The organism is Pseudomonas sp. GW821-FHT07F01 (assembly GCF_059418825.1).
On record NZ_JBWKQO010000004.1, the window covers coordinates 14,080 to 28,540 of the forward strand.

Genomic DNA, 14,461 nt, shown 5'->3' on the forward strand with positions numbered 1-14,461 from the left:
CACAGATCCCGTGCACGTTTTATTGTTTAACTGATGGCAGGCTGAGAGAGCGGCGGAATGGATTCGGAGCGCACTTCAAAGGCTGCGGCCCGCCGGTCAGCGAAGAAGCATTCTAAGGTACGGCCGACGGTGCGGAAAGCCAGCTCGGACCAAGGGATATCGGCTTCGTCGAACAACTGCACTTCCAGGCTCTCGGGGCCGGCGGCAAAGTCCAGGTCGGCGAGCTCCGCGCGAAAGAACACATGCACCTGGCTGATGTGCGGCACGTCGATCAGGGTGTAGATGCTCAGGCCGCGCACCCGGGCGCAGGCTTCCTCGTAGGTTTCGCGAATGGCCGCCTGTTCGATGGTCTCGCCGTTTTCCATGAAGCCTGCGGGCAGGGTCCAGTAGCCCAGGCGCGGCTCGATGGCGCGACGGCATAGCAGCACCTTGCCCTCCCAGGTGGCAAGGCAGCCGGCGACGATATTGGGGTTCTGGTAATGGATGGTCTGGCAGTGGTCGCAGACATAGCGCAGGCGCGAATCGCCTTCGGGAATGCGCTGGGTCACCGGGTTGCCGCACTGGCTGCAAAATTTCATGTGGGGTATCCGAAAAGGCTGGGGCTATCTTGGCGCGCCAGCCCCGTTGTCGGCAAGTTGTCGTTAAGCGACATGCCCGGGGGCGGGGGTTGGGCCGAAGATTGGATTGGTGCATGATGCACGGTAGCCAACAGATCGAGATGCCTCATGCTGGACGAGCTACTTCATCGGGTAAGCCACTACACGCCGCGTACGCTGGAGACCGACCGACGTTTTCCCGAGGCTGCGGTGCTGGTGCCCATCACCCGCAGCGAAGAACCGGAACTGGTATTGACCTTGCGTGCCAGCGGGCTGTCGACCCATGGCGGCGAGGTGGCTTTCCCTGGTGGCCGACGCGATCCGGAAGACCCGGACCTGATCTTTACCGCGCTGCGCGAGGCCAAGGAGGAAATCGGCCTGCCGCCGGGGCTGGTGGAGGTCATCGGGCCTTTGAGCCCGCTGATTTCCCTGCACGGAATCAAGGTCACGCCTTACGTCGGGGTGATTCCCGACTATGTCGAATACCAGGCCAATGACGCCGAGATCGCCGCCGTTTTCAGCGTGCCCCTGGAGTTCTTTCGCCAGGACCCCCGTGAACATACCCATCGCATCGATTACCAGGGGCGCAGCTGGTACGTCCCCAGCTACCGCTTTGGCGAGTACAAGATCTGGGGCCTGACCGCGATCATGATCGTCGAGCTGGTCAACCTGTTGTACGACGCCGGAATCAGCCTGCATCGCCCGCCGAAAAACTATATCGATACCTGAAGCCATCACTTCGCATGGCATAAACCCGCGGCTGCCTGAGCCATGAGGACAATAAGATGAAATACCGCCTGGGCGACGCCCGAGTCGAGACCCATCCACAGAGCTGGGTTGCCCCGAATGCCACGCTGGTGGGCAAGGTCAAATTGGAGGAGGGAGCCAGCGTCTGGTTCAACGCCGTGCTGCGCGGGGACAACGAACTGATCCTGATCGGCAAGCACAGCAACGTCCAGGATGGCACGGTGATGCACACCGACATGGGCTTTCCCCTGACCATCGGTACCGGCGTGACCATCGGCCACAATGCCATGCTGCACGGCTGCACCGTGGGCGACTACAGCCTGATCGGCATCAACGCGGTGATCCTCAATGGCGCGAAGATCGGCAAGAACTGCATCATCGGCGCCAACTCGCTGATCGGCGAGGGCAAGGAAATCCCCGACGGTTCGCTGGTCATGGGCTCGCCAGGCAAGGTGGTACGGGAGTTGACCGAGCCGCAGAAAAAAATGCTCGAAGCCAGCGCCGCGCACTACGTTCATAATGCCCAGCGTTATGCCCGAGACCTGGTTGAGCAAGAACAATGACAGCCCCTGAAAGACCCGTCGCTTCGCCCTGCGTGAGCATCTGTGCCCTGGACGAGCAGGATATCTGCACCGGTTGCCAGCGCACGGTGGACGAGATCACCCGCTGGAGCCGCATGGACAACGCCGAGCGGCGTGCGGTCCTGGCCCTGTGCCATGAGCGGGCCAAGTCCAGCGGCTTGCTGTGGATGATCGGCTCCAGCTCGGCAAGTTGATCCGCTCGTTTCGCCAGCAAGCCGGCTCCTGCAATCTTGTGCAGGTGCCAGCGTGCTGGCGAAAGGGCTTCTTGGCCCAGCCCCGGGCCTGCAGTAACCTGTGCACCTTCCTGACAGGTACCCTTCGCCCCCATGTTCTTCCTGATCGCCTATATCAGCAGTGTCGTGCTGATCAACTACGCCTTTTCGTCTGCCCCGCATCTGGACATCATCTGGTCGGCCTGGGGCGGGTTGGTGTTTGTCCTGCGGGACATGGTGCAGACTCGTTTCGGCCACGGCGCCATCGTCGCGATGCTGGCGGCCCTGGTGCTGTCCTATGTGACTTCCGATCCGACCATCGCCCTGGCCAGCGCCACGGCATTCGCCGTCTCGGAATGCATCGACTGGCTGGTGTTCAGTATCACCAAGCGGCCCCTGCATGATCGTCTATGGATCAGCTCGGCCCTGAGCATTCCCCTGGATACCTTCATCTTCTTCGGCATGATCGATGCCTTGACCCCTGGGGTGATCCTGACCGCCCTGGGTTCGAAGTTCGCCGGTGTCACCGTGGTCTGGCTGGCCATGGCCTGGCGTTTGCGCAAAGCGGCGTGCGCCGGCTGAGCCAAAGCCCGCGCTTCATGTAAAATGCCGCTCCCCATGGGTCGCCCGCCTGGCGCTCGGCCCTCGATGATCCGCTCCTTTGAGGACCTTCAGATGACTCGTATCGGAACTCCACTGTCGCCAACCGCGACCCGCGTCTTGCTTTGTGGCTGTGGTGAGTTGGGCAAGGAGGTGGTGATCGAGCTGCAACGCCTGGGTGTCGAGGTGATTGCCGTGGACCGCTACGCCAACGCTCCGGCGATGCAGGTGGCTCATCGCAGCCACGTGATCAACATGCTTGATGGCGCGGCGCTGCGGGCCGTGATCGAAGCCGAGAAGCCGCACTTCATCGTGCCGGAAATCGAAGCCATCGCTACCGCGACCCTGGTGGAACTGGAAGCCGAGGGCTTCACCGTGATCCCCACCGCCCGGGCCACCTCCTTGACCATGAACCGCGAAGGCATCCGGCGCCTGGCCGCTGAAGAGCTGGACCTGCCGACCTCGCCGTACCATTTCGCCGATACCTTCGAAGACTATTCCAAGGCCGTGCAAGACCTGGGCTTCCCGTGCGTGGTCAAGCCGGTGATGAGTTCCTCGGGCAAGGGCCAGAGCCTGCTGCGCAGCGTCGACGACGTGCAGAAAGCCTGGGACTACGCCCAGGAAGGCGGCCGTGCCGGCAAGGGCCGGGTGATCATCGAAGGCTTTATCGACTTCGACTACGAAATCACCCTGTTGACCGTGCGTCATGTGGGCGGCACCACCTTCTGCGCGCCGGTCGGCCATCGTCAGGAAAAGGGCGACTACCAGGAATCCTGGCAGCCTCAGGCCATGAGTCCCAAAGCCCTGGCCGAATCCGAGCGGGTGGCCAAGGCAGTCACCGAGGCCCTGGGGGGCCGCGGCCTGTTTGGCGTGGAACTGTTCATCAAGGGCGACCAGGTGTGGTTCAGCGAAGTGTCGCCGCGCCCACACGACACTGGCCTGGTGACCCTGATTTCCCAGGACCTGTCCCAGTTCGCCCTGCATGCGCGGGCCATTCTCGGCTTGCCGATTCCGCTGATCCGCCAGTTCGGCCCTTCGGCTTCGGCGGTGATCCTGGTAGAAGGCACATCCACCCAGACCGCCTTCGCCAACCTCGGTGCCGCCCTGAGCGAGCCGGACACTGCGCTGCGCCTGTTCGGCAAGCCGGAAGTCAATGGCCAGCGCCGCATGGGTGTAGCCCTGGCGCGTGACGAGTCGATCGAAGCCGCCCGGGCCAAGGCGACCCGCGCTGCGCAAGCGGTGGTGGTCGAGCTGTAAAAAAGCATCGCGAGCAAGCTCGCTCCTACAGCGTCCGGATTGAACCTGTAGGAGCGAGCTTGCTCGTGAAGCGGTCGCTCAAGCGACCCGATTCAAATCGTTATTGCGCGTTTCCTTCAGGCACAGCACCGCGATCAGGCTCAGGATCGCCGACCCTGAAACATACCCCCCAACCCAGCTCAACCCGCCCATCGCTACCAGTTTCTGGGCGAAGAACGGCGCGGCCGAAGCTCCGACGATGCCCCCCAGGTTGTACGCCGCCGAAGCGCCGGTATAACGCACGCGGGTCGGGAACAGTTCCGGCAGCAGGGCGCCCATCGGGGCGAAGGTGACCCCCATCAGGAACAGTTCGATGCACAGGAACAGCGCCACGCCGGCGGTGGAACCCTGGGTCAGCAGGGGTTCCATGGTGAAGCCGGACAGAATCGCCAGCACACCGCCGACAATCAGCACCGGCTTGCGCCCGAAGCGGTCGCTGGCCCAGGCCGATAGAGGCGTGGCCGCGGCCATGAACAGCACGGCGAAGCACAGCAGGCCGAGGAAGGTTTCCCGGCTGTAGCCCAGGGTAGCGACGCCGTAGCTCAGGGAAAACACCGTGGAGATGTAGAACAGGGCGTAGCACACCACCATCGACGCGGCGCCCAGCAGTACCGGCAGCCAGTACTGGCTGAAGAGTTCCACCAGTGGCATCTTCACCCGTTCCTGGCGTGCCACGGCGTTGGCAAAGACTGGGGTTTCGTGCAGCTTCAGGCGCACGTACAGGCCCACCATCACCAGGGCGGCGCTGAGCAGGAAGGGAATGCGCCAGCCCCAGGAGCGGAACTGTTCGTCATCCAGGCCCATGGCCAGGGCCAGGAACAGGCCGTTGGCAGCGAGAAAACCGATGGAGGGGCCCAACTGCGGGAACATGCCGAACCAGGCGCGCTTGCCTTCCGGTGCGTTCTCCGTGGCCAGCAGCGCGGCGCCGCCCCATTCGCCACCTAACCCAAGGCCCTGGCCGAAGCGCAGCACGCAAAGCAGGATGGGCGCCCAGGCGCCGATGCTGGCGTAGCCTGGCAGTACGCCGATCAGGGTGGTGCACACGCCCATCAGCAGCAGCGAGGCAACCAGGGTCGACTTGCGTCCGATACGGTCGCCGAAGTGGCCGAACAGTGCCGAGCCCAGGGGGCGGGCAAGGAAGGCGATGCCGAAGGTCAGGAACGCCGAGAGCATCTGGGCGGTGCCGGAGGTCTGGGGAAAGAATACCGGGCCTATCACCAGTGCGGCGGCGGTGGCGTAGACGTAAAAGTCGTAGAACTCGATGGCGGTGCCGATAAAGCTGGCAGTGGCCACCCGCGAGGCGGAATTGCTCGGTTGGGCAGGCGTGGTGGCGCTGTAGGCGGTGCTGGTCGTCATGCGGTTATCCCTGACAGTCTGTGCTCCGGTGGAGCGAATTATTATGGTCGAGCACCCAGGGATGTGGGTTTGGCGCGGTCGTCCCTCGGGATGGGAGTGACGTCGAACAGAAGGGCTGGTTATCGGCAGGTTTGCGCTGGGTGCGGGTAGCAAGCGGGTCTGCACAGGGCTTGGGTAAGCGGATCGATTATAGAAAGGCCGCTAACGATTCAACAAGGGGCTTGGCGGCTGCCGGGCTGGCGAGAAGGTTTTCGACCTTCAGGGGTGCCATTGGCTGCGGCGGCAGGCGATCAGATGCGGGCGGGGACGCTGCTGGTGTGCCAGATCAGTACGCGGCTGACGCGGTTTTCCTCGGTTTCGAGGATTTCCAGGCGGTAGCGGCCGATTTTCAGGCACACCGCGCTGTCGGGGATGGTTTCCAAGGCTTCGGTGACCAGGCCGTTGAGGGTCTTGGGACCGTCGCTGGGCAGGTGCCAGCCCAGGCTCTTGTTCAGCTCGCGGATCGATGCCGCACCTTCCACCACATAGCGGCCATCGGCCTGGGGGTGGATGTGCGGGTTGTCCAGGCTGTGCTCGCTTTCGAACTCGCCGACGATTTCTTCGAGGATGTCTTCCAGGGTGACGATGCCCAGCACTTCGCCGTATTCGTCCACCACCATGCCCAGGCGCCGTTGCTGCTTGTGGAAGTTGAGCAGTTGCAACTGCAACGGGGTGCTTTCCGGGACGAAGTAGGGCTCGTGGCAGGCCGCCAGCAGGGCGTCCTTGGTCAGGCTGGCGTCCGGCAGCAGGTGACGGATCTGCCGGGTGTTGAGCACCGCTTCGACCTGGTTGATATCGCTGTGGAACACCGGCAGCCGTGTGCGTCTGTTCAGGCGCAGTTGGGCGATGATGTCCTCGATCGGGTCGTCCAGGTTGATACCGTCCACTTCGCTGCGGGGCACCAGGATGTCATTGACGGTGATGTTGTCCAGGGCGTGGATGCCGGACAGGGCGTGTGGCTCCTGTGGCGTGGGCTCGTCGTCCAGCAGCGCCGGGTCGTCGTCACTGTGCTTGACCGCGCCGGCCTTGCGGGCAAACGGGCGCAGCAGCAACTGGCTGAGGGTGTCGAGCAGCCAGGCCGGGGGATAGACGATTTTCATCGGAATGAGCAGCAGGCTGTTGCCAAAGCCCAAGGTACCTTCCGGGTAGCGCACGGCCAGGGCTCGCGGCAGGTATTCGGCCAGCACCAGCAGGGCGCAGGTGCTGATCAGGCAGGCCAGCCAGGGGCCATTTTCCGCCCAGTAGAACAGCGCCAGCAGGGTGCCGATGATCACCGCCAGGACCCGGCACAGGGTATTGCACAGGATCAGGCTTTCCTTGGGGAAGGCCAGGCGTGCCTGGGACTTGTCGCCATTGCGCGAGTTGCCGCGCAGGGTCAGCAGGTGCTGCTGGGCGGCATCGATAGCGGTGAACAGGCCCGACCAGACGATGAGCAGGGCGATTACCGCGAGCATGGGCCCGGTGGGCAGGGAATCGGTCATGGCCGGTCGTCAGATGTGCAGGATGTATTCACGAACCAGCTTGCTGCCAAAGTAGGCCAGCATCAGCAGGCAGAAACCTGCCAGGGTCCAGCGAATTGCCTTGTGCCCGCGCCAGCCGAGGCGATTGCGGCCCCATAGCAGCACGCTGAACACTACCCAGGCCAGGCAGGCCAGCAGTGTCTTGTGCACCAGGTGCTGGGCGAACAGGTTCTCGACGAACAGCCAGCCGGAGATCAGCGACAGCGACAGCAGGGTCCAGCCGGCCCAGAGAAAACCGAACAGCAGGCTTTCCATGGTTTGCAGCGGCGGGAAGTTCCTGATCAGCCCGGACGGGTGCTTGTTCTTCAACTGATGGTCCTGCACCAGCAGCAACAAGGCCTGGAACACCGCGATGGTGAACATGCCGTAGGCCAGGATCGACAACAGGATGTGGGCGAGGATCCCGGGTTCCTCATCGATCACCGGCACTGTGCCGGTGGGGACGAATTGCGCCAGTAGCGCGGTCAGGGCGCCGAGCGGGAACAGCAGTACCAGCAGGTTTTCCACCGGGATGCGCCAGCAGGCCAGCAGGGTCAGGGCGATGACTGCAGCGGCAATCAGGCTGGCGGCGCTGAAGAAGTCCAGGCCCAGGCCGACCGGAGTCAGCAAGTGGGTCAGCAGGCTGGCGGCATGGGCCAGCAAGGCCAGGATGCCGAGCGTAACCAGCAGGCGCTTGTTCGCCTTGGCGCCTGTGGCCAGGCGGGAGCCTTGGTAGAAGGTCGCAGCGGCATAAAGGACGGCGGCGGCGAGGGTGGGTAGCAAACTGGGTGACAAGGGGAGCATAAATCCTGTTAGGCAGGCCCGAAAGTCGCTGAGTTTGGCATAGAACCCAGAGCCCTGAAAGACCAGGCAAGCAGACGGCGAGGTGTCCGCCACGCACAGTCTTCGCTATAATCCGCGACCTGCCCACGCCGCAGGCTCATCGAGCACCTGTTTATTACGCTCTGGGCCGCCATTACCCCCGGTCTACCTTGGGCCTGAAAGGATCGAGCATGTTTGAAAACCTAACCGACCGTCTCTCGCAGACGCTGCGCCATGTCACCGGCAAGGCCAAGCTGACCGAGGACAACATCAAAGACACCCTGCGCGAAGTGCGCATGGCGCTGCTCGAAGCCGACGTTGCGTTGCCGGTGGTCAAGGACTTCGTCAACTCCGTGAAGGAGCGTGCGGTCGGCACCGAAGTGTCCCGCAGCCTGACGCCGGGCCAGGCTTTTGTGAAGATCGTCCAGGCCGAGCTGGAAAGCCTGATGGGCGCGGCCAACGAAGATTTGAACCTCAGCGCAGTGCCACCGGCCGTGGTGCTGATGGCCGGTCTGCAGGGTGCGGGTAAGACCACCACCGCCGGCAAGCTTGCGCGCTTCCTTAAAGAGCGCAAGAAAAAGAGCGTGATGGTGGTCTCCGCGGACGTCTACCGTCCGGCGGCTATCAAACAGCTGGAAACCCTGGCCAATGATATTGGCGTGACCTTCTTCCCGTCGGACCTGAGCCAGAAGCCGGTAGCTATCGCCGAAGCGGCTATTAAGGAAGCGAAGCTCAAGTTCATCGATGTCGTGATTGTCGACACCGCCGGTCGCCTGCACATCGACAGCGAGATGATGGACGAGATCCAGGCGCTGCACGCGGCCATCAAGCCGGTGGAAACCCTGTTCGTGGTCGACGCCATGACCGGTCAGGACGCCGCCAACACCGCCAAGGCCTTTGGCGACGCGCTGCCGCTGACCGGTGTGATCCTGACCAAGGTCGACGGCGATGCCCGTGGTGGTGCCGCGCTGTCGGTGCGGGCCATTACCGGCAAGCCGATCAAGTTCATCGGTATGGGCGAGAAGAGCGAAGCTCTGGAGCCGTTCCACCCTGAGCGCATCGCTTCGCGCATCCTCGGCATGGGCGACGTGCTCAGCCTGATCGAACAGGCTGAAGCGACCCTCGACAAGGACAAGGCCGACAAGCTTGCTAAAAAACTGAAGAAGGGCAAGGGCTTCGACCTCGAAGACTTCCGCGATCAGTTGCAGCAGATGAAGAACATGGGCGGTCTCGGCGGCCTGATGGACAAGCTGCCGAACATCGGTGGCGTGAACCTGGCGCAGATGGGCAATGCCCAGGGCGCGGCAGAGAAGCAGTTCAAGCAGATGGAAGCCATCATCAACTCCATGACCCCGGCCGAGCGCCGCGACCCCGAGCTGATCAGCGGTTCGCGCAAGCGCCGGATCGCCCTGGGTTCCGGCACCCAGGTGCAGGACATCGGTCGCTTGATCAAGCAGCACAAGCAGATGCAGAAGATGATGAAGAAGTTCTCCGCCAAGGGCGGTATGGCCAAGATGATGCGCGGCATGGGCGGTATGTTGCCCGGCGGCGGCATGCCGAAGATCTGAAGAATCCGCGCCGGCCGTCATGCCGGCGCTTTTTTCCACGGGGACGTGGAATCCCGGGCAAACCCTCGATTGGGGTGCGCTCACTCGCTGTCGCTTGCGGCAGCTCCATGGCAAATCTGAATGGCAGCCGACGGGCGCCGGAAAAAGTCATTTGCAAAAGTCCGGATATTCCTTAGAATATGCGGCCTTTCGGGCACCCATGCCCGCTGTGCATTTAGATTTGCAGCACCGACTACAGGAACGATGTTCACATGCTAACAATCCGTCTTGCCCTTGGCGGCTCCAAAAAGCGCCCGTTTTACCACTTGACCGTGACCGACAGCCGCAACCCACGCGACGGTTCGCACAAAGAACAAGTTGGCTTCTTCAACCCGATCGCTCGTGGTCAAGAAGTCCGCCTGTCCGTGAACCAAGAGCGCGTAGCCTACTGGCTGAGCGTTGGTGCACAGCCTTCTGAGCGTGTTGCTCAGTTGCTGAAGGAATCGGCTAAGGCTGCAGCCTGAACCCTATGAACGCGACGCCAGCTCCTGCTGATGATTTGATCGTTATCGGCAAAATCTACTCTGTTCATGGCGTTCGCGGCGAAGTGAAGGTCTTTTCCTTTACTGATCCGATTAAAAACCTGTTGGACTACAAAACCTGGACGCTCAAGCGCGAAGGTAGCGTGAAGCAGGTTGAGCTGGTCAGCGGACGCGGGAACGACAAGTTCCTGGTCGCAAAGCTCAAGGGTCTTGATGATCGCGAGGAAGCTCGTCTTCTGGCCGGTTACGAGATCTGCGTGCCGCGCAGCCTGTTCCCTGAACTGACCGACGGCGAGTACTACTGGTACCAGCTGCAAGGTCTCAAGGTTATCGACGGCCTCGGGCAACTGCTCGGGAAGATCGATCACCTGCTGGAGACCGGCTCGAACGATGTAATGGTGGTCAAGCCTTGCGCTGGCAGCCTGGATGATCGCGAACGCCTGTTGCCCTATACCGAGCAATGCGTGTTGGCCGTCGACCTGGCCGCGGGCGAGATGAAGGTGGAATGGGATGCGGACTTCTAAGCGTGGCTAACTTGCGCGTAGAAGTGATCAGTTTGTTTCCCGAGATGTTCTCCGCCATCAGCGAGTACGGCATAACCAGCCGCGCGGTGAAACAGGGGCTGTTGCAGCTGACCTGTTGGAATCCGCGAGACTACACCACGGATCGACATCACACTGTGGACGATCGCCCGTTTGGCGGTGGTCCGGGCATGGTGATGAAGATCAAGCCCCTGGAAGATGCACTGGTTCAGGCCAGAAACGCAGCCGGGGAGGGCGCGAAGGTGATCTACCTGTCGCCCCAAGGCCGCCAACTGAATCAGTCGGCGGTGCGCGAGTTGGCGAATGAGGATGCATTGATCCTGATTGCTGGTCGTTATGAAGGCATTGACGAGCGTTTTATTGATGCTCATGTCGATGAAGAGTGGTCGATTGGCGACTATGTACTCTCCGGTGGCGAGCTGCCGGCGATGGTCCTGATTGATGCGGTTACGCGACTGCTGCCCGGAGCTTTAGGGCATGTGGATTCCGCGGAGGAAGATTCCTTCACGGACGGTCTGCTGGATTGCCCGCACTACACCCGACCGGAGGTGTATGCGGATCAGCGTGTTCCCGACGTGTTGCTAAGTGGCAACCACGCACACATCCGGCGTTGGCGTTTACAGCAGTCCCTTGGTCGGACCTATGAACGACGCGCCGATCTTCTGGAAAGCCGCTCGCTTTCTGGAGAAGAGAAGAAGCTGCTCGAGGAATATCTCCGCGAGCGGGACGATAGTTAACAACGTATCGATGGTAGATCCGACGATTTACCTTAGGAGCACAGCATGACCAACAAAATCATCCTTGCACTCGAAGCAGAGCAGATGACCAAAGAGATCCCAGCCTTTGCCCCGGGCGACACCATTGTCGTTCAGGTGAAAGTGAAGGAAGGTGATCGTTCCCGTCTGCAGGCGTTCGAAGGCGTAGTTATCGCCAAGCGCAACCGCGGTGTGAACAGCGCGTTCACCGTACGTAAAATCTCCAACGGCGTTGGCGTAGAGCGTACTTTCCAGACCTACAGCCCGCAGATCGACAGCATGGCTGTCAAACGTCGCGGTGACGTGCGTAAAGCCAAGCTGTACTACCTGCGCGACCTGTCGGGTAAAGCAGCTCGCATCAAGGAAAAACTGGCTTAAGTCCAGCTTCCGATGCAGAAAAAAGCAGCCTACGGGCTGCTTTTTTGTTGCCTGTCATTTAATGCCCGGAGCGGTTCAGCAGGGCGCAGACCGTGTTGGCGATCCGTTCCAGCAGTACCTCGTCATAAGGCAGCCAGGGCAGGGCGGTCAATTTGCCGCTTTGCGCCGCCAGGGCCATCTCCACGGGTTCGCCATCGCGTGTCACGCGCCCGGTGGCCAGATGCACCGCATGGTCGCCGATGCGGACATGACGCCCCTCCATCGACAACACCCCCTGCTCGATAAGTGGGGCGAAAGCCCTGCCCAGCACGTGCTGGCGCATCAGAGCCATCTGGGTGAGGTTGTGCCCGGCCAGCAGGTTCAGGCGTTGCTCGCGCCGGGCTGCCGGCATTTGCGGCAGGGGCTGGCCGGTGGCGCTCTGTGCCAGCTCTTCGATGGCGAAACTGCTGACGCTCACCAGCAGGTCGATGGCCCGGCAGGCTTCTGAAAACACCTGCGGCGGCACATCCTGCAGCAGCATCGGCTGCCAGTGTTTATCGGTGCGCCGAGCGAAGCTTGCGCTGCCGGACAGGCAGTGCCCCTGCAGCCCCGGATAGAGTGCCGCGTCCACCGCAAAGCTCACCCGGATATCCCCCAGGTTCCGGCTCAGGCCGCTGTCCCTGTCGATCTTCCAGCCTTCGCGGCGGGCCAGGCCGATCAGAGGGCGGATGGACAGGCTGTATCCGGCGAATGCCTGGCAGGTGTGGCTTTCCAGCTCTTGCTGAGAGGGCAGGTAGTACTCGCGAAACACTTGGCGCAGCGGTTGTTTGATCCGGCGTTCGCTGATCAGGGCCTGCCAGGCGTGGCGCTCTGCGGCGTTGGCTGACAGCGGGTGCCATAGCGAAATCCTGCACCCGGCATCCAGGCTCAGCGGTTGGCCCCGGGAGTCTAGCGCTTGCGCATTTGCGTCCAGCAGGAAGCTGCGGCGTTGGCCATCTGTGCAATGGGCAACCCAAACCAGTGAGCGGGCAAAGGGCGAGCCCACGGCGGAGTCCGCCAGTTGCGCTCGCCAGTCGCTGAAAGACAACTCAAAGGCTTGCCACAGCCCGGATTCCAGGCAACTGGCCAGAAGCCCGTGTTGGGCCTTGCCGGGCGTGCTGGTGGGGGCCAGGCGCAGGGCTATCTCTGGGCGTTGGGCCAGGCCGCGTTCGGCAGGTTTGAGGTTGCGGGCGAGTTTTTTCTGGATGCTGGCATGGCGCACCAGGCCCAGGGCGCTGCGCAGTGCCTGCACGCTTTCCGGGGTTGGTACCTGCTCGATGCAATGCCCCAGGGCAATGGCCAGGGACTGCGACGGCGCAGTCTTGGCCTGGGTCGGGGCGACGCAGGCCTTGGGCAGCAAAATGTCCATCAGTGGCGGCAGCCAGGAGGCATCGCGCAGCAGGGCGACCCGCGCGGCGCGGGCGATCACCGGAGTGTCATCGGTGGTAAAGGCGCCATCGGCCACATAGGGCGTGGCGCCGCTGTGGATGGCGTCCAGGCGCTGGGCTGCGGTACTGAGGATCTGCTGTGAGAATTCGACGTACGCCGCGTCATCCATCAGTACCCTGGCCGGATCGGCGCTCAGGTGATGATGGCCGGTCCAGTACTCGCTGCCGGCCAGGGCCTGCCGTGAGCGAGGCTCCAGTTGCCCAAGCAGTTCGAACTCCTGCCGGGCGTAGGGCGCATCGGCATAGTGTTGTTCCACGCAACGCCGCAGCGCCGTGCGGGTTTCTTCATCCACCCATTGCGCCAGCTCGTACGCCTGGTGGTAGTACAGCGCCCACTGTGGGCCCGGCTCCGCAAGGATCCTGCGCAGTTCCTCGGTCAGGGCGGGGCTCGGTGTTCCGCTGAAACAGGCCAGTTGTTCCAGCGCTTCCTGCCAGTTCACGCAACTGCGCAGCGCCTCCAGCAGGGTGGTTTGATCGAGGGCCGGGCTCAGCTCCAGTTGCGTGGCCTGCTGCACGATCGCGGTCGCCAGTTGCTGCGCCGCCGGGTTGGCATGGTCGCGCAGGGCCCGGCGGATGGCCGGCCACAGGCTGCCCAATTGAGCGGGCGTCAATGGGCTGATGTCGGGCGGCGGGCCGATGAAGTTCGGATGATCCACTCGGTCGGTGTTCAGGCGTTGTTGCAGGTGCGCGACGAGCGAAGGCGCGAGCGGGGCATCCATGGCGGCGGGTCTCCTTTTTCAGTGCGCGGATAATCGCATTTTTTATCGCCGGTTGTGGCCTCTGGCCCCTGCCGGGTTCTTTCGGCCCCTGCCGGGCGGCGATATACTCGCCGGCCCAATAAAGTGTGATCGCCCGATCCGTGCAGCCTGCACGGACGCCCAGGGTGCGTCGCATCCTCCCGGCAATCCTGGCCTGGTTCTATCCACAGGCAGGCCGCTCCGATTATTCCCATCAAGCCTTGGGTCGCTGCCCTGCAGCGCTCATGGGCGTTCCATGCCCGCAGCGTGCCCGTGCGCGGATCCATCCATTCAGGCAGTAGTCCGATGACCCTTCGTGAGCAAGAAATCCAGCGCCGTACCGAACTCTCGGTGACCCGCGTGACCAAGGCGGTATTCCCGTCCACCACCAATCATCACAACACCTTGTTCGGCGGCACTGCCCTGGCCTGGATGGACGAGGTTTCGTTTATCGCCGCGACCCGTTTCTGCCGGCTGCCGCTGGTGACGGTGTCCACCGACCGCATTGATTTCAACCATCCGATTGCCGCAGGTTCGATCGTCGAATTGGTGGGGCGAGTGGTGAAGGTGGGTAACACCAGCCTCAAGGTCGAAGTCGAGGTGTTTGTAGAGAGCATGAGCTGTGATGGTCGGGAAAAGGCCATCCATGGCTTGTTCAGCTTTGTCGCCATCGACGATGACAAGCGCCCGGTGCCGGTGCTTCCAGGGTTTGCGACGTAGGAGCCGACGTGCCGGCGAATAAGCCA

At 62.5% G+C, this 14,461-nt stretch carries 16 protein-coding genes; 11 read left to right on the plus strand and 5 right to left on the minus strand.

Annotated features, from left to right (window positions below):
• Nucleotides 1-26: 26 nt before the first annotated feature.
• A complete protein-coding gene (locus tag AC07R1_RS14350; protein WP_011059434.1) occupies nt 27-578 on the minus strand; it encodes an NUDIX hydrolase in 552 nt (183 codons plus the stop codon).
• Nucleotides 579-725: 147 nt separating this feature from the next.
• Between AC07R1_RS14350 and AC07R1_RS14355 the strand changes: the two genes are divergently transcribed.
• The 5 genes from AC07R1_RS14355 to purT all read left to right on the plus strand — a co-directional run bounded on the left by AC07R1_RS14355 (nt 726) and on the right by purT (nt 3,993).
• The gene (locus tag AC07R1_RS14355) at nt 726-1,325 is read left to right on the plus strand and encodes a CoA pyrophosphatase (RefSeq protein WP_011059435.1); all 600 of its coding nucleotides are present in this window, start codon (nt 726-728) and stop codon (nt 1,323-1,325) included.
• Nucleotides 1,326-1,381: 56 nt separating this feature from the next.
• Complete coding sequence (locus AC07R1_RS14360) at nt 1,382-1,906, plus strand: gamma carbonic anhydrase family protein (RefSeq protein ID WP_011059436.1); 525 nt, start codon at nt 1,382-1,384, stop codon at nt 1,904-1,906.
• A complete protein-coding gene (locus AC07R1_RS14365; RefSeq protein WP_011059437.1) occupies nt 1,903-2,118 on the plus strand; it encodes a DUF1289 domain-containing protein in 216 nt (71 codons plus the stop codon). Before AC07R1_RS14360 ends, AC07R1_RS14365 begins: the two co-directional genes overlap by 4 nt.
• A 132-nt stretch (nt 2,119-2,250) precedes the next feature.
• Nucleotides 2,251-2,718, plus strand: a complete 468-nt coding sequence (locus AC07R1_RS14370; protein ID WP_015634275.1) for a hypothetical protein — start codon at nt 2,251-2,253, stop codon at nt 2,716-2,718.
• Nucleotides 2,719-2,811: 93 nt separating this feature from the next.
• Nucleotides 2,812-3,993 carry a formate-dependent phosphoribosylglycinamide formyltransferase gene (purT, locus tag AC07R1_RS14375; protein WP_015634276.1) on the plus strand — a complete coding sequence of 394 codons (1,182 nt, stop codon included), beginning with the start codon at nt 2,812-2,814 and terminating at the stop codon, nt 3,991-3,993.
• A 78-nt stretch (nt 3,994-4,071) separates the two neighbouring features.
• Here purT and AC07R1_RS14380 read toward each other — a convergent pair whose 3' ends face one another.
• The 3 genes from AC07R1_RS14380 to AC07R1_RS14390 all read right to left on the minus strand — a co-directional run bounded on the left by AC07R1_RS14380 (nt 4,072) and on the right by AC07R1_RS14390 (nt 7,730).
• Nucleotides 4,072-5,388: an MFS transporter gene (locus AC07R1_RS14380; protein WP_495110634.1), complete on the minus strand. Its 1,317-nt coding sequence runs from the start codon at nt 5,386-5,388 to the stop codon at nt 4,072-4,074.
• A gap of 290 nt (nt 5,389-5,678) precedes the next feature.
• On the minus strand, nt 5,679-6,908 hold the full coding sequence (locus tag AC07R1_RS14385; protein ID WP_103289926.1) for a transporter associated domain-containing protein: 1,230 nt from the start codon (nt 6,906-6,908) through the stop codon (nt 5,679-5,681).
• A 9-nt stretch (nt 6,909-6,917) separates the two neighbouring features.
• The gene (locus AC07R1_RS14390) at nt 6,918-7,730 is read right to left on the minus strand and encodes a cytochrome C assembly family protein (protein WP_011059442.1); all 813 of its coding nucleotides are present in this window, start codon (nt 7,728-7,730) and stop codon (nt 6,918-6,920) included.
• Between the two features lie 209 nt (nt 7,731-7,939).
• Between AC07R1_RS14390 and ffh the strand changes: the two genes are divergently transcribed.
• The 5 genes from ffh to rplS all read left to right on the plus strand — a co-directional run bounded on the left by ffh (nt 7,940) and on the right by rplS (nt 11,512).
• A complete protein-coding gene (ffh, locus tag AC07R1_RS14395; RefSeq protein ID WP_011059443.1) occupies nt 7,940-9,316 on the plus strand; it encodes a signal recognition particle protein in 1,377 nt (458 codons plus the stop codon).
• Between the two features lie 251 nt (nt 9,317-9,567).
• Nucleotides 9,568-9,819: a 30S ribosomal protein S16 gene (rpsP, locus tag AC07R1_RS14400; RefSeq protein WP_007927680.1), complete on the plus strand. Its 252-nt coding sequence runs from the start codon at nt 9,568-9,570 to the stop codon at nt 9,817-9,819.
• A 5-nt stretch (nt 9,820-9,824) separates the two neighbouring features.
• Complete coding sequence (rimM, locus tag AC07R1_RS14405) at nt 9,825-10,361, plus strand: ribosome maturation factor RimM (RefSeq protein ID WP_011059444.1); 537 nt, start codon at nt 9,825-9,827, stop codon at nt 10,359-10,361.
• Nucleotides 10,343-11,116 (plus strand): tRNA (guanosine(37)-N1)-methyltransferase TrmD, encoded by a 774-nt coding sequence (gene trmD, locus AC07R1_RS14410; protein WP_019094770.1) that lies wholly within the window; start codon nt 10,343-10,345, stop codon nt 11,114-11,116. Before rimM ends, trmD begins: the two co-directional genes overlap by 19 nt.
• 45 nt (nt 11,117-11,161) lie before the next feature.
• Complete coding sequence (rplS, locus tag AC07R1_RS14415) at nt 11,162-11,512, plus strand: 50S ribosomal protein L19 (RefSeq protein WP_009047143.1); 351 nt, start codon at nt 11,162-11,164, stop codon at nt 11,510-11,512.
• Nucleotides 11,513-11,570: 58 nt separating this feature from the next.
• Here rplS and AC07R1_RS14420 read toward each other — a convergent pair whose 3' ends face one another.
• Nucleotides 11,571-13,697, minus strand: coding sequence for a DUF4132 domain-containing protein (locus tag AC07R1_RS14420; protein WP_495110635.1), 2,127 nt, complete (start codon nt 13,695-13,697; stop codon nt 11,571-11,573).
• A 324-nt stretch (nt 13,698-14,021) separates the two neighbouring features.
• Between AC07R1_RS14420 and AC07R1_RS14425 the strand changes: the two genes are divergently transcribed.
• Entirely contained in the window at nt 14,022-14,435 is a 414-nt protein-coding gene (locus AC07R1_RS14425; protein WP_019094772.1) for an acyl-CoA thioesterase, read from the plus strand.
• Nucleotides 14,436-14,461: the final 26 nt, after the last annotated feature.

What these genes read in the sequence shown, in the direction of transcription:
- purT (WP_015634276.1), top strand. Translation starts at nt 2,812, where the DNA reads ATGACTCGTATCGGAACTCCACTGTCGCCAACCGCGACCCGCGTCTTG.
- ffh (WP_011059443.1), top strand. Translation starts at nt 7,940, where the DNA reads ATGTTTGAAAACCTAACCGACCGTCTCTCGCAGACGCTGCGCCATGTC.
- AC07R1_RS14350 (WP_011059434.1), bottom strand. Translation starts at nt 578, where the DNA reads ATGAAATTTTGCAGCCAGTGCGGCAACCCGGTGACCCAGCGCATTCCC.
- AC07R1_RS14385 (WP_103289926.1), bottom strand. Translation starts at nt 6,908, where the DNA reads ATGACCGATTCCCTGCCCACCGGGCCCATGCTCGCGGTAATCGCCCTG.
- AC07R1_RS14355 (WP_011059435.1), top strand. Translation starts at nt 726, where the DNA reads ATGCTGGACGAGCTACTTCATCGGGTAAGCCACTACACGCCGCGTACG.
- AC07R1_RS14390 (WP_011059442.1), bottom strand. Translation starts at nt 7,730, where the DNA reads ATGCTCCCCTTGTCACCCAGTTTGCTACCCACCCTCGCCGCCGCCGTC.
- trmD (WP_019094770.1), top strand. Translation starts at nt 10,343, where the DNA reads ATGGGATGCGGACTTCTAAGCGTGGCTAACTTGCGCGTAGAAGTGATC.
- AC07R1_RS14380 (WP_495110634.1), bottom strand. Translation starts at nt 5,388, where the DNA reads ATGACGACCAGCACCGCCTACAGCGCCACCACGCCTGCCCAACCGAGC.
- AC07R1_RS14365 (WP_011059437.1), top strand. Translation starts at nt 1,903, where the DNA reads ATGACAGCCCCTGAAAGACCCGTCGCTTCGCCCTGCGTGAGCATCTGT.
- AC07R1_RS14370 (WP_015634275.1), top strand. Translation starts at nt 2,251, where the DNA reads ATGTTCTTCCTGATCGCCTATATCAGCAGTGTCGTGCTGATCAACTAC.
- rplS (WP_009047143.1), top strand. Translation starts at nt 11,162, where the DNA reads ATGACCAACAAAATCATCCTTGCACTCGAAGCAGAGCAGATGACCAAA.
- AC07R1_RS14425 (WP_019094772.1), top strand. Translation starts at nt 14,022, where the DNA reads ATGACCCTTCGTGAGCAAGAAATCCAGCGCCGTACCGAACTCTCGGTG.
- AC07R1_RS14420 (WP_495110635.1), bottom strand. Translation starts at nt 13,697, where the DNA reads ATGGATGCCCCGCTCGCGCCTTCGCTCGTCGCGCACCTGCAACAACGC.
- rpsP (WP_007927680.1), top strand. Translation starts at nt 9,568, where the DNA reads ATGCTAACAATCCGTCTTGCCCTTGGCGGCTCCAAAAAGCGCCCGTTT.
- rimM (WP_011059444.1), top strand. Translation starts at nt 9,825, where the DNA reads ATGAACGCGACGCCAGCTCCTGCTGATGATTTGATCGTTATCGGCAAA.
- AC07R1_RS14360 (WP_011059436.1), top strand. Translation starts at nt 1,382, where the DNA reads ATGAAATACCGCCTGGGCGACGCCCGAGTCGAGACCCATCCACAGAGC.